We start from the raw sequence: 13,976 nt of genomic DNA, 5'->3' as shown, positions 1-13,976 counted from the left end.
ATGCCAAGCCCGCTGCTACGGGGTTCCGTTGTGGGGCCGGTCCCGGCCGGGTAGGTCCGGCCAGCCAAGTGCCGGCAGGCGTGTTATTGGCGCCCCGGGTGGCGCCCTACAGGGTCCGCTCTTCATAACAGCCCGCTTGGTATGCCCCTTAGATATCGATGGTGACATCCGCGGACTGTGCCAATTCTGTCGCGGTCGGTACCCAAAGGGCATGCCAAGCCCGCTGCTACGGGGTTCCGTTGTGGGGCCGGTCCCAGCCGGGTAGGTCCGGCCGGGTAGGCACGGCCAGCCAAACGCCGGCAGGCGTTTTCCTGGCGCCCCGGGTGGAGCCCACAGGCACAGCGCCAAAAAAACCCGGTGCGAACACCGGGTAACCGAGAGAGAGCCGATAGATATCCGAGGGTTTAGCCTTTGACGCCGCCCGAGGTCAGGCCGCCGACCAGCCATTTCTGGCAGTACAGGAACACCAGGGTGATCGGCAGGCCGGACAGCACCGCCGCGGCGGCGAAGTCGCCCCACAGGTAGTTCTGCTCGTAGAGGTACTGCTGGGCGCCGACCGCCAGGGTCAGCTGGTCCACATCCAGCAGCAGCACCGAGGCCATCGGGTATTCGGTGATCGAGGTGATAAACGCCAGAATGAACACCACTGCCAGAATCGGCACCGACAGCGGCAGCAGGATGTAGAAGAACGCCTGCCAGGTGGTGGCGCCGTCGACGATCGCCGCCTCCTCCAATGAGCGGTCGATGGTTTCGAAGTAGCCCTTGATGGTCCAGATATGCAGCGCCATGCCGCCCAGCGAGGCGACAATCACCGCACCGTGGCTGTTGATGCCCAGCCAGCTGACGTACTGCCCCAGCTGGTCGAACAGGGCGTAGATCGCCACCAGCGACAACACCGGCGGGAACATCTGGAAGATCAGCATCGACTTCAGCAGCGTCGGCTTGCCGCCAAAGCGCAGCCGGGCGAAGGCGTAGGCACTGGTGGTGGACAGCAGCAGGATCAACACCGAGGAGATCACCGCGATCTTGACCGAGTTCCATAACCACAGCAGCACCGGGAACGGCGGCTGGGAGACGCTGCCATCCTCGTTGGTATAGGGGATGCCCAGCGCCAGCGACCAGTGCTCCAGCGACGGATTTTCCGGCAGCAGGCTACCGGTGGCGAAGTTACCTTCGCGGAAGCTGATCGAGATCACCATCAGCAGCGGGAACAGAATCAGCGCAATAAAACACAGCAGGCCGAGATGGGTGGCCCAGACCCGATAGCGGGTGGATTTCGCCTGTACGATAGCCATCGGTCACACCTCCATTTTACTCAGACGCAGTTTCAGCAGGGCCATACCGCCCACCAGCAGGAAGATCATCGTGGCGATAGCAGCCGCCAGCCCGAAGTCCTGGCCGGAATCCTGGAAGGCGATCCGGTAGGTATAGCTGACCAGCAGGTCGGTGGTGCCGGCCGGGGTACTGGCGCCGATGATATCCGGCGCCCCGCCGGTCAACAGCGAGATCAGCACGAAGTTGTTGAAGTTGAACGCAAAGGTGGCGATCAACAGCGGTGTCAGCGGCTTGATGATCAGCGGCAGCGTGATGCGGAACAGGTTGTCCAGCGGGCCGGCGCCATCCATCGCCGAGGCTTCGTACAGGTCCTGCGGGATCGACTGCAGCAGCCCCATGCAGAGCAGCATCATGTAGGGGTAACCGAGCCAGGTGTTGACGATCAGAATCATCGAACGGGCCATCGCCGGTTCGCTGAACCAGTCCGGCCGCAGGCCGAACAGCCCCTGCAACACCAGGTTGATCTCGCCGAAGTTCTGGTTGAACAGCCCCTTGAACACCAGGATAGAGATGAACGCCGGCACCGCATAGGGCAGGATCAGCAGGGTACGGTAGACCGCCTTGCCACCAATCCGGTCCCACTGCAGCAGATTGGCCAGCAGCAGGCCGACGCCCATCGTGAACAGCACCGTGCCAGCCGAGAACGCCAGCGTCCACAGGAAGATCTGCAGGAAGGGCCCGCGGATGCTGTCGTCGGTCAGCACCCGCAGAAAGTTGTCGGCGCCGATGGTGACCACGAAGCCCGGCGACAGCAGCTCGCCATCCGCCCGCTGGTAGAAGCCCTTTTCATGGTTGATGGTCAGCCGCTCGCCGCTGCGGTTGTCGCGCAGGCTGCCATCCGCCTCCAGCGTATAGACTGGCGCGCGTGCGGCAAACTCGCGCAGACCGCTCATCCGCAACTGGCCGCCATCCGGCAAACTCAACACCAGCGACTGCAGCGGCTTTTTCAGCTTGATCACGTCACGAATCTTCAACGCTTCACCGCCAACCGCCGCGTTGCTTTCATGCAGTTCAAGGGTCTTTTCGACCTCGGCATCTGTCAGCGCAAAAGGTTGGCTGACCAAGTACCCTTCACCCGGCTGCTGCAACTGCAGCCGATAACGGTCCTGGGCACTGTACAGCTTGAACGGATAACGGCCGCCGTCGAGGGTGTAGCTCTGTGACAGGTGATACTGCTGCACCCGCTCCAGATCCAACAGGTTGCTGGCGCTGTAGTTGGTAAAACCGATACCGACGGTATAGAGCAACGGGAAGATTACGAAGATACCCATGCCCGCCACCGCCGGATACACATAGCGGTGGGCATAGGCCCGCTTGCTGAAGAAAACGTAACTGGCGGAGGAGACCACCAGCAACACCAGCAGCGCGAAGGCGATCTTCTGCTGGGCGTAGAGCACCACCACCAGATAGAGCGCCATCAGGTTAACGGCCAGGGCCGCCGTCAGTTTCAGGCTGGTTGCAAATGAAGGCATCCGCATTCGCTTGTCAGACACGGTCAGCACATAACTCGACATGATATGAGCCTTTATTATTATCGCGCCTCGGAAAGGCTGCTTATTTTTAGAACGGGAGTGCAGGCAGAAGAATGGCGACCGGGCTGCGTTCAGTCGGGCTGCGCTCAGTCGGGCTGCGCGCAGCCGGTCGCTACTCCGCCTTGAAAATCAGTTAGCGATCCGCTTGGCGGCGTCGTTCAGCGCTTCCTCGACCGGTTGGCGGCCGGAGGTGATGTTTTTCAGCGCCGGCCCCATCGCCGACCAGAATGCGCCCATCTCCGGCACGTTCGGCATCGGCCGGCCCAGCTCGGCGTTCTTGAAGGTCGCCGCGATATTGGCATCGGCGGCCAGCTCGGCCATCAACTGCTTGTTGGCCACCGCCCCCAACGGTACATCATCGTTGACGGTCTTCAGCCCTTCGATCTTGAGCAGGTAGTTCTCCAGGAACTCCTTCGACAGATCCTGGTTCGGGCTGGCGGCGTTCAAGGTAGCCGCCAACACCCCGGTGAACGGCCGGCTGATCTGGCCGTCGATCGCCGGAATGGTGGTCACGCCGAAGTTGATGCCGCTCTTCTTGAGGTTGCCCCAGGACCAGGGGCCGTTGATCATCATCGCCACTTCGCCCTTGTTGAAGGCCGACTCCATCACCCCGTAATCGGCCCCTTTCGGCATCACGCCCTGGTCGATCAGCCCCTTGATGGTGTTGGCCGCCTTCAGGCTGCCGCTGTTGTTGACGCCGGTATCGGTGACGTCATAACCGCTGTCGGTCTTCTTGAACGGATAACCGCCGTTGGCGGCGAACAGCGGCCAGGAGAAGTAGGTATTGCTGTAATCCCACAGGATCGCCTTCTTACCCTGCTGCTGCAGGGTCTTGTCCAGCGCCGGGATCTCGCTGAAATCCTTCGGCGGGTTGGCGACCAGGTCCTTGTTGTAGATCAGGCCGACCGCTTCCACGGCGATCGGGTAGCCGTAGACCTTGCCGTTATAGGTCACCGCATCCCAGGTGAAGTCGACGATCTCCTGCTTTACTGCCGGGCTCGGATCAACCGGGCTGATCAGGCCGCTGGCTGCCCACTCGCCGAACCGGTCATGGGCCCAGATGAAGATATCCGGCCCGTTACCGGTGGCCGCCGCCTGCTGAAACTTGTCGGTAACGCTGTCCGGGTGCGCGACCTCAACCGGAATGCCGGTCTCCTCGGTAAAGCGCTTACCCACCTCGGCCAGGCCGGTGTAGCCCTTGTCGCCGTTGATCCAGACAACCAGCTTGCCCTCCTCGATGGCGGCTTGGGCCGCACCGGCGCCGACGGTTGCCATCATCGTCACCGCCATGGAGGCGATCAGCTTGTTCAGTTTCATGCCGTATATCCTCGATACAGATTTTTATTTTTTTGCTTTCGGACTGTGCGCCGCCGCTAAGATCCGGGTCGGCGAACGCTACCCATACTCCGGCATTGGAAACAGCCCCACATCCTCCCTGTCGTTAGTAATCAGGGCGTAGCGGCGGGGGCGTAGTCCTCCCCTGCGCCGCCTGAAAAATCCGCCTGTTCAATGGCGCCCTGCATAGCCGCCATTATCCCACGATCACCACCCAACGTACGATATACGGCGAGGGATGAAGTTTCGGCGTGGCGGAATTGAGAGGGAGTAATTGACGGCGGCTGCTGTCTAACCTGCTGAGCGCAGCCGGGCGAGTGGCCCGTTTGCGCCCCTGACCACAGAGGAGGTTGACCATGTCCATGACTCAACTGATCGGTGGAGCAGTATTGACCGGGACGTTGGTGATCGCGGCCAGCGCACAGGCCGCCGCAATCACCGAACCCTTCTACCAGAACTATCCGCTTGAACAGCGCCAGAAGTCAGCGGCGCCGGCCTATCTGCCCGACCAGGGGCTGCCGGCATCGGCCGGCTCGATGCGGGGCCCCAGCTTCGAACCGGGCTACCGCAACTACTATCGCCAGGCGAACGGGGGCGAGCCCTACCGTCATCAGTACCAGGGCGATTATGTACCGCGCTACTGATACGCAGAACCGCACAAAGGGCGGACGGCACGGCTAGCCAACCGCCCTTTCGTTTAGCTAAGCACCAATATCGCGGCTGGTTGACCAAGGTCTCCGCAGCAGCCCACTCCGTGGGCGACAGAGTTACTACCGGCCAGGCAAAGGTTGCGCGCGGAGCGTTCTGCTACGGAACTTCCTACCTACACTATGGCGCGGCATAGCAGACGAAAGGGATTATTGGTAGCAGCTCGCTCTGCGAGCGACCAGGTATGACCTGAATCTCTCTTGCTACAAAAAATCACGGCTAAAGCCTCTCCCACAACGGAAGCCCTCCCTTGTTGGAGGCGCTTCAGCGGCGACCGGTGGCCTGCCGAACGGTACCAGATAACAACAGTTGCCGGCGCTCAATCGCCGGATTGCCGGATCGCCGGATTGCCGGTCCACGCCAGGTTCGAGGCCTGGGCTACTAGGCGTAATAACGCCGATGCCAGTCGCGCAGTGTTTCGATATCCAGCTGCTCGGACGCCAACGACCGACTGGTGACACAGAGCGCACCGGCACAGGCCCCCAGCTGCAGGCATTCCAGCAACGGGCGGCGCTGGTGCCAGCCCCACAGCAGACCGGCACTGAAGGCGTCGCCGGCGCCGTTGCTGTCGACCAGCTCGATACCGGGTGCCGGCTCGACATGGTATCGCTGCCCCTGTGCGTCCATCGCCCTGAGCCCGGCGCCGCCGTCGGTGACGATCACCAACCGCTTACCGGCCTCTATCTGCTGCTGCATGAAGCGGTCGCAGTCGGCCAGGTTCTCGGCGCTGGCCATCAGGTAGTCGGCCGCGTCGATAAACGGCTGGTGATAGGGGTTACCGCTATCGTAGTCGTGCAGGTCGCACCAGATCGGCTTGCCGAACGCCTGCAGCGCCGGCAGCAACCGGCGGCAGTAGGGCTTGATATTGACCCAGTGGTAGTCGCACGCCGCCCAGACCGGCGCCAGCGATGCGATGTCGACCTCGCCGAAATCCGGCTCCTGCTCCAGAAAGATCGAACGACGCTCGCCGCCTGGCAGCATCAGGTTCAGGTGTTGCTCGCTGGCGCCCCGGTATTGCTGCCAGTGGCAGTGGATACCGGCCTGCAACAGCTGGTCGCATATCTGCTTCGCCGCGCTATCGCTGCCCAGCAGGCTGTGCAGGTGCACCTCGAAACCGAGCCGCTGCAGGTTCAGCGCCTTGCCGGCGCCGGTACTGCCCAGCGCCTGCTGCCAGCCGGACGCCGGGCCGGAGCCCTGCGGCGACTCCGGCCAGCGCTCCAGATAGACCATGGTGTTCCAGGAAACACCGCCCAGCTGCATCACTTTCGGTTGATCACTCATCCCCACCTCCTTGCTATGGGTCAATTAACAACTTGTGCCGCTACCGGCCTGAGTATCAAAAACGCTATTTCACCTGCAGCTTCTGCAGCAGGTAGTCGCGCACCTGCGTGGCACCAACCCGGCGCGCCTCTTCGGCAAGACGCAATGCCCGGTCCAGATCGTTGGCCTGCAAGGCCCGGTCGATCGCCGCACGGTAGTAGGCTTCGGTCTCCGGCAATGCCGGCTCGGTCGGCTCTTCCGATAGCGCCGCCGGTGTATTGGCCACCGGTGCCGCGACAGCCGGTGCTGGCGCATCACCGATCAACGGCTTGAGCAGGGTTTCACCCAACGACTGCGTGCGACCGGCCACCACCTTCAGCTGCAGGCGGCCACCGGCACTGTGCCGGGCGATCGGATCGGGCACATTGGGCGGCTCATTGCCCTTCGCCTTGGCATAGGCCTTGGCCGGGTGCAGCAGCTGGGTTTCGCCCTGCTGCTGTTCACGGCTGGAGTAGATGATCAGGTACCTTTCGTTATCCGGATGACCGGCGTAGCTCTGACGCAGGCTGATCTCGCCATACAGGCTGTCAGGGGTCAGCATCTGGGCCGGCTGATAGGGGAAAGCGGCGCTGTCGAACGCCCGTACCGGCCGGAAGCGGCTGTCCAGCAGCAGTACGCTGGGCTGGAACAGCGCACCCTTTTCCACCAGGCTGCGCAGTTCGATGCGGGTATTGCTGCCCGCGTCCGGCAGCTGGAAGGCGGCGAAGAAACTGCGCCCGTCCTCGAACGCGTAAACCGGCGAATGTTCGTCGAGCAGAATCTCGCCGTTGAAATCGGCGCTCAATGGCTGGTACGGCAGGGCCGCCAGCGAATCGCAGCAGCTGGCCCGGTCCGCCGGCACCGTTGCCGCCAACGGCGCCTTACCGGCCGCGCCGGTGGTGGTCGACATGCCGCCGATGCAGCCGGTGGTCAGCGCCGCCGCCAGGCTCAGCGTGGCAATGTTGATCAGCTTGTTCATAATCTGGGCCTCCCAGAAGGCAAAAAGCCCCTGTGGCCGGGAAGCCACAGAGGAACGAAGGGATTAGCCAACCCATCCAGGCTGGCTGAGCGAAACGTTGATGAAGACCTTTACCACCAAGCCTCGGCCTGGATACCGAAGGTCAGGCCATCGTCCTCGCCGGCATCGACATCGCCGGTCAGCCAGACCGGGCCGTCCCAGATGGCGTAGGTCACGAAGGCACGGATCTGCGGACGCGCCCAGAAGCTGGTGCCGGCGGACCACTGCTGCGCCAGGGTCAGCTTGGTCAGCTGGGAATCCTCGCCGCCGTTCTGCGGATCGACATCGTCATAGCCCAGCTCGACCGCGGTGCTCATCACGTCGTTCCACTTGAACACCGGACGCACGCCGAACGAGGTCCACTTGCGGCCGCTGTTGTTGTCCATGTCCTGGTCTTCATAGATACCGACATACATCATCTCGATGCTGTCGCTCAGCTGAACCACGCCCTGGTCGACCAGCCGGAACATATCGCCGCTACCGGTGGCGTTGTTGTGGCCACCGCCGATCATGCCATCGGTGGCGTACTGCAGGGCCAGCTTGTTGAAGCCGCCGAACCAGTTGCCCTGGGTGTGCTCGACGGTGAACAGGTAGCCGTCCTCATCGCTGTCGCCGGCCAGCTCCTGCGCTTCGGTCAGGCCCGCGCTGCCGTAGTCGAAACCCAGCTCCAGCGCGCCATCTTGGTTGACCTTGATATCGCCCAGACGGATATCCAGCACGTCGCTGGCGACATCGGTTTCGGTCAGATCACCGGTCGAGGTGTTACGGGTCCAGGCCAGCGACAGCTTGCCGACCCCGGTCTCGATATCCTCGATACCGGCGCCCGGCCCGGACACATCCCAGTAGTAGAAGTCGTTGATATGCACGTCATGACGCTTGTAGTAGCGCTTACCGGCCCAGAGGGTGGCGCCCGGCAGCCCGTCGATCACGTTCTTGGCTTGCACATTGAACTGGCGGATCGAGGAGGTGCCGTTATTGAACGGGCCTTCGCCGCGCGTGGCCTCCCAGTCGTTGGCCTGGTCGCTGACGTAGGCGATCATCGAGTCGACGTAAAAGGTACGACCATTTTCGTTGTACAGCTCCTTACCCAGCGCGATCTCGGCGTAGGTTTCACACTCGTTACCCAGACGGTATTTGGCGCCTGCGCCTGCGGCCTGGAAGCAGCTCTGGTCACCACCGTCGGAGGTGGCGCCGATACCGGAGCGCAGGTAGCCGTGGAAATCGACTGCCGCCGCCGGCATGGAGATCATCGCGGCAACCATGGCAGCCAGTACCTTGGGGGCAGCGCTAATTTTGTTTTTATTCTGTGACATGAGTAAGTCCCGTCTTTTATTTTTTGTCAGTCTCAATCAAGTTCCGCGGCGGCCGGTACGCGCCTGAACGGCCAGCCCACCACGCTTTCATCTGTCCAACGAGCCCGGCGGCTCGATATGGATAGTCGCTTGCAGGGTGTTGCAAAACATCCTCCTCCCCCCTCTTTTTGAAGGCGTAGATTGACGGCGTACCGGGAGGAACAACCGCCCTCGCCTCACCGTGCGGACGACCGCAACCCTGCAGCACCGCCGCATACACAGATCAGGGAGAGGAGGAAACCGCTGGCCGGCCCGCAACAACGGGCCGGCTGAAACCCTAGTTGTCCAAGCGCGCCTCGGTAATGGGATCGAACAGCACCGCCTTGCTCATATCGAACATCAGCGACGCCAGCTGACCGGTCGCCAGCGGATAGCGCGGATTGACCCGGCAGTTGACCTCGACGCCGGACAGCTCGGTCAGCACCATGGTGTCGGCACCGGTCGGCTCGGTGACATCGACCCGGATAGCCACTTCACGGACCAGCGGCTGGCCCGCCTTGTGCGGCTGTGGTTCGGTGATCATCTCCGGCCGCAGCCCGAGGGTGACGGTCTTGCCCAGCTGCGCCTGCTGCAGGCCGGCACCGCCATCGGGCAGCGGCAGCCAGACCGGTTGGCCGTTGCCGTCTTCCAGCTGCACCCCGATACCGGTATCGCCCTGCGCCAGCTGACAGGGGATGAAGTTCATCGCCGGCGAGCCCATGAAGCCGGCGACGAACTGGTTGGCCGGGTTGTCGTAGATCTCCTGCGGCGTGGCCAGCTGCAGCAGCTCGCCATCGCGCATCACCGCGATCCGGTCGGCCAGGGTCATCGCCTCGATCTGGTCGTGGGTGACGTAGACGATGGTGGTGCCGAGCCGCTGGTGCAGCTTCTTGATCTCGGTGCGCATCTCGACCCGCAATTTGGCGTCCAGGTTGGAGAGCGGTTCGTCGAACAGGTACAGCCGCGGCCGGCGGGCCAAGGCGCGCCCCATCGCCACCCGCTGACGCTGGCCGCCGGACAGCTGCGAGGGTTTGCGCTCCAGCAGGTGCTCGATCTGCAGCATCTGCGCCACCCGCTTTACCTCGGCCTCGCGCTCGGCCTTGGGCACCTTGCGGATCTCCAGGCCGAAGGCGATGTTCTGGCGCACCGTCATGTTCGGATACAGGGCGTAGGACTGGAACACCATGGCGATGTCGCGGTCCTTCGGCGAGGCCCGGGTGACATCCTGATCGCCGATCAGAATGCGGCCGTCGCTGACCTCCTCCAACCCGGCGATGCTGTTCATCAGGGTGGACTTGCCACAGCCGGACGGGCCCACCAGGATCAGGAACTCGCCCTTGTCGATGGCGATATCGATCCCCTTCAATACTTCGGTCTGGCCGTAGCGCTTCTGTACGTTGTCGATGGTTAAAGCAGCCATGTCGATTTCCTCTAATTATTCTTTTTCAGCCTCAGCCTTTAACCGCGCCGGCGGTCAGACCACGCACGAAATACTTGCCGGCCAGCACATAGACGAGCAGCGTCGGCAACGCCGCGATCAGTGCCGCCGCCATATCCACGTTGTACTGCTTGCCGCCGAAACTGGTGTTCACCAGGTTGTTCAGCGCCACCGTCACCGGCTGGGTATCGCTGCCAGAGAACACCACCCCGAACAGGAAGTCGTTCCAGATCTGGGTGAACTGCCAGATCACGGTGACCACGATGATCGGTGTCGACAGCGGCAGGATGATCCGCCGGAATATGGTGAAGAAGCCGGCGCCATCCAGCCGGGCGGCACTGATCAGCTCCCGCGGCAGGCCGACATAGAAGTTGCGGAAGAACAGCGTGGTGAAGGCGATGCCGTACACCACATGCACCAGCACCAGACCGGTGGTGGTATTGGCCAGCCCCAGGAAGCTGAGGGTGCGGGCCATCGGCAGCAACACCACCTGGAACGGGATGAAGCAGCCCACCAGCAGCAGGCCGAAGAACAGCTCGCTGCCGCGAAAACGCCACATCGCCACCACATAGCCGTTCAGCGCGCCGACCAGGGTGGAGATCGCCACCGCCGGGATCACGATCAGGAAGGAGTTGGCCAGGTACGGCGAGATCCCCTCGCAGGTACCGCCGGTGCAGGCGCTGCTCCAGGCCTTTTGCCAGGCGTCGAAGTTGAGCCCCTGCGGCAGCGACAGCAGCGTGCCGCTGCGGATCTCCTCGATATCCTTCAACGAGGTCAGCAGCATCACCCACAGCGGCATCAGGTAGATCAGCGCCATCAGCGCCAGCAGGCCATAGATACCCCAGCGCAGCAGCTGCTGGCTGGCGGTCCGGGAATTATCAAGCATTGCGCTTACCTCGCAGTTCCGAATAGAGGTACGGCACCAGGATCGCCAGCACGCCGCCCAGCATCACCATCGCGCTGGCCGCGCCCAAGCCCATCTGCGCCCGGGTGAACGCGTGGGTGTACATGAAGTTGGCCGGCAGGTCGGAGCTGTAGCCCGGCCCGCCGCCGGTCAGCGCCGCCACCAGGTCGAAGCTCTTGATCGCGATATGGGCCAGGATCACGAAGGCGCTGAAGAACACCGGCTTCAGGCTCGGCAGGATAATCCGCCGGTAGATGGTCGGCATGGAGGCACCGTCCAACTGGGCGGCCTTGACCATCTCCTGATCGACGCCGCGCAGGCCGGCCAGGAACATCGCCATGACAAAGCCGGACGACTGCCAGACCGCGGCGATCACCAGGCAGAACACCACCCGGTCGGGATCGACCAGCCAGTCGAAGCTGAAGCTGTCGAAGCCCCAGCTGTGGACCAGCTTCTCCAGCCCCAGCGACGGATTCAGCAGCCATTTCCAGGCGGTACCGGTGACGATGAAGGAGATCGCCATCGGGTAGAGGTAGATGGTGCGCAGCGCCCCCTCCTGGCGGATCTTCTGATCCAGCAGGATCGCCAGGAATACGCCGAGCGCCAGGCAGACCAGGATAAACAGGCCGCCGAACAGCACCAGGTTGTTCAGCGCCACCAGCCAGCGATCATTGTCGAACAGCCTGTCGTACTGGCCGGTGCCGATGAAGTTCCAGACCGGCAGCAAGCGCGAGTTAGTCAGCGACAGCAGGCCGGTCCAGAGGATGTAGCCGTACATGCAGACCAGCACCACCAGCAGCGTCGGGGTGAGGACCAGTTTCGGCAGCCAGTCGGCCAGCCGGTCCTGAATTCGGGCAAGGGGCGCCCGTTTTGCCTCAGACAGAGTCTGGACAGCGTCGATATTGTTCATAGCGGAGATCCGTAGAATTACGGGAGGCGGACCGGCCGATCGCCGGTCCGCCGGGACTTACAGCTGGGCAGCCTTCACCGAGCGGGCCAGCTTGGCAACAGCGTCCTGAGCACTCATGTCGCTGTTGAAGAAGTTGGTCACCACGTCGAAGATCGCCCCCTGCACCTGGGAGGTGGTCGCCAGGCCGTGGGCGAAGCTGGGCACCAGCGTACCGCTGGAGGCGCTGGCCACGAAGGCGTCCATCGACGCGTGGGCACAACTGTCGAACGGCGCACGGTCCATCCCCAGCCGGGCCGGGATGGAGCCCTTGTTCAGGTTGAAGGTTTTCTGGAAGGAGGGTTCCATCACCAGTCGGGCCAGGTGCTGCTGCGCCTTGGCGCGCTGCTCGTCATTCAGCTCGAACATCGCGAAGCTGTCGATATTGAAGGTGAAGGTACCGCTGGTATTCGGTGCCGGCAGGCAGACGTAGTCGACGCCGGGCTGCTGGCCGGCGGCGGTAAACTCGCCCTTGGCCCAGTCGCCCATCACCTGCATCGCCGCCTCGCCGTTGATCACCATCGAGGTGGCGATGTTCCAGTCGCGACCGCTGGCATTGGGGTCGATATAGTCGCCCAGTTGCTTGAAGGTTTCGAACACCTTGACCATCTGCTCGCTCTGCAGGGTCGCGTCATCGTGTTCGACGAACGCCTTGTTATAGAACTCGGCGCCGCCCAAGCCCAGCGCCACCGCTTCGAACAGGGTGGCGTCCTGCCAGGCCTGGCCGCCATGGGCCAGCGGTACGAAGCCGGCGGCCTTGATCTTCGGTGCCACCTCGAGGAACTGCTGCCAGGTGGTCGGGATGCCGACGCCGGCCTTGCGAAACACCTCCGGGTTGGCCCAGATCCAGTTTACCCGGTGCACGTTGACCGGCACCGCCACGTACTTGCCGTCGTACTTCATCACCTTGCTGACCACCGGCGGCAACAGTTCGTCCCAGTTACCGGCCCGGGCGATCGCGTCCATGTCGGTCAGGAAACCCAGCTCGCCCCACTCCTGGATATCGAGCCCCTTGATCTGTGCCGCCGCAGGCGGATTGCCGGAGATGGCACGGGATTTCAGCACCGTCATGGCGGACTCGCCACCACCGCCGGCCACGGCAAAGTCCTTCCAATTGTGCCCGGCACCTTTCAGGTATTTTTTCAGAACATCGATCGCGGCGGCTTCGCCGCTCGAGGTGAGATAGTGCAGCACTTCAACTTCGGCGGCCGGGGCAACCGACGCCGCAACAGAGAGAGCCAGACCAGTCAGACAGCTTTTCAACATTTTCATTGAGGTTCGCCTTTTATATTTTTTGTGTGACGCAACTTCCAGCGGAGCCAGGCTCCGTAGTTATTCAACATAACAAAGCGGCGATTGCAGGTGGGTAACCTACTGCAAGCTAATGTAACAAAGTGCAACAAAGCCGGATCAGTTGTTTAATTTTTTTTAAATCGAACCGGCCCACTCCGGCCACGCAACCTTCAAATAAAGTTTTTTATTATCAATAGATTAGATACAAAAGATATATTCAGAGAACAAGCCAAAACAAGCGTTGCATTGTTACATCAGGAAAGAAATAGCGACCGCATCAGTGACCTAACTACCGCTTCAAGTGTCCGACCGGCAATATCTAGACAAATCAATATTTAGGTAAAGTTACAGAATCGATCAATGAAGCCCATAGCTGTCGCCCACAGAGTGGGATGCTACAAAGCTCAGCCCCTCGTAGCAGCGGGCTCCGACCGCGACAGGGCTCACATTGCCCGGATAGATCGCCCTCGGAACGTGCTGCTACGAAGCTCGGCCCCCGTAGCAGCGTGCTCCGACCGCGACAGGGCTCACGTAGCCCGGATAGATCGCCCTCGGAGCGTGCTGCTACGAAGCTCAGCCCCTCGTAGCAGCGGGCTCCGACCGCGACAGAACTCACGTAGCCCAGGTATATCGCCCTCGGAGCGGGCTGCTACGAAGAACAGCCCCTGTAGCCGCGGGCTCCGACCGCGACAGAACTCACGTAGCCCGGATAGATCGCCCTCGGAGCGGGCTGCTTGTATCTCTCGTTGATGGGTGATTAGCTACCGCCCATCGCAAGGAGCCGGTGAGCCAGGCGGGCTGCGAAGTCGAAAAGACTGCCCTGTAGATGAGGCCCCG

At 62.3% G+C, this 13,976-nt stretch carries 11 protein-coding genes; 1 reads left to right on the top strand and 10 read right to left on the bottom strand.

Annotation, left to right across the window (positions count from 1 at the left end; translation table 11 throughout):
- Positions 1-404: 404 nt before the first annotated feature.
- The 3 genes from malG to malE form a co-directional block, all read right to left on the bottom strand.
- Positions 405-1,295, bottom strand: a complete 891-nt coding sequence (malG, locus tag K6T12_RS11545; RefSeq protein ID WP_222222602.1) for a maltose ABC transporter permease MalG — start codon at positions 1,293-1,295, stop codon at positions 405-407.
- A 3-nt stretch (positions 1,296-1,298) separates the two neighbouring features.
- The gene (malF, locus tag K6T12_RS11540; protein ID WP_255611682.1) at positions 1,299-2,807 is read right to left on the bottom strand and encodes a maltose ABC transporter permease MalF; all 1,509 of its coding nucleotides are present in this window, start codon (positions 2,805-2,807) and stop codon (positions 1,299-1,301) included.
- A 189-nt stretch (positions 2,808-2,996) separates the two neighbouring features.
- A complete protein-coding gene (gene malE / locus K6T12_RS11535; protein ID WP_222222599.1) occupies positions 2,997-4,184 on the bottom strand; it encodes a maltose/maltodextrin ABC transporter substrate-binding protein MalE in 1,188 nt (395 codons plus the stop codon).
- A gap of 374 nt (positions 4,185-4,558) precedes the next feature.
- Here malE and K6T12_RS11530 point away from each other — a divergent pair, with 374 nt between their 5' ends.
- Positions 4,559-4,846, top strand: a complete 288-nt coding sequence (locus K6T12_RS11530; protein ID WP_222222597.1) for a hypothetical protein — start codon at positions 4,559-4,561, stop codon at positions 4,844-4,846.
- Between the two features lie 445 nt (positions 4,847-5,291).
- Here K6T12_RS11530 and K6T12_RS11525 read toward each other — a convergent pair whose 3' ends face one another.
- The 7 genes from K6T12_RS11525 to K6T12_RS11495 all read right to left on the bottom strand — a co-directional run bounded on the left by K6T12_RS11525 (position 5,292) and on the right by K6T12_RS11495 (position 13,118).
- Positions 5,292-6,191, bottom strand: a complete 900-nt coding sequence (locus tag K6T12_RS11525) for a carbohydrate kinase family protein (protein WP_222222595.1) — start codon at positions 6,189-6,191, stop codon at positions 5,292-5,294.
- Positions 6,192-6,255: 64 nt separating this feature from the next.
- Positions 6,256-7,188 (bottom strand): MalM family protein, encoded by a 933-nt coding sequence (locus K6T12_RS11520; RefSeq protein ID WP_222222593.1) that lies wholly within the window; start codon positions 7,186-7,188, stop codon positions 6,256-6,258.
- 110 nt (positions 7,189-7,298) lie between these two features.
- Complete coding sequence (locus K6T12_RS11515; RefSeq protein WP_222222591.1) at positions 7,299-8,540, bottom strand: maltoporin; 1,242 nt, start codon at positions 8,538-8,540, stop codon at positions 7,299-7,301.
- Positions 8,541-8,856: 316 nt separating this feature from the next.
- On the bottom strand, positions 8,857-9,978 hold the full coding sequence (locus K6T12_RS11510) for an ABC transporter ATP-binding protein (RefSeq protein ID WP_222222589.1): 1,122 nt from the start codon (positions 9,976-9,978) through the stop codon (positions 8,857-8,859).
- 31 nt (positions 9,979-10,009) lie between these two features.
- A complete protein-coding gene (locus K6T12_RS11505; protein ID WP_222222587.1) occupies positions 10,010-10,882 on the bottom strand; it encodes a carbohydrate ABC transporter permease in 873 nt (290 codons plus the stop codon).
- On the bottom strand, positions 10,875-11,810 hold the full coding sequence (locus tag K6T12_RS11500; RefSeq protein WP_222222585.1) for a carbohydrate ABC transporter permease: 936 nt from the start codon (positions 11,808-11,810) through the stop codon (positions 10,875-10,877). The genes K6T12_RS11505 and K6T12_RS11500 overlap by 8 nt, the downstream gene beginning before the upstream one ends.
- Before the next feature lie 57 nt (positions 11,811-11,867).
- Positions 11,868-13,118, bottom strand: a complete 1,251-nt coding sequence (locus tag K6T12_RS11495) for an ABC transporter substrate-binding protein (protein ID WP_222222583.1) — start codon at positions 13,116-13,118, stop codon at positions 11,868-11,870.
- Positions 13,119-13,976 lie beyond the last annotated feature (858 nt).

The organism is Marinobacterium arenosum, from assembly GCF_019795155.1.
Lineage (GTDB): Bacteria > Pseudomonadota > Gammaproteobacteria > Pseudomonadales > Balneatricaceae > Marinobacterium_C > Marinobacterium_C arenosum.
This window is presented reverse-complemented; position numbering and strand designations above follow the sequence as displayed.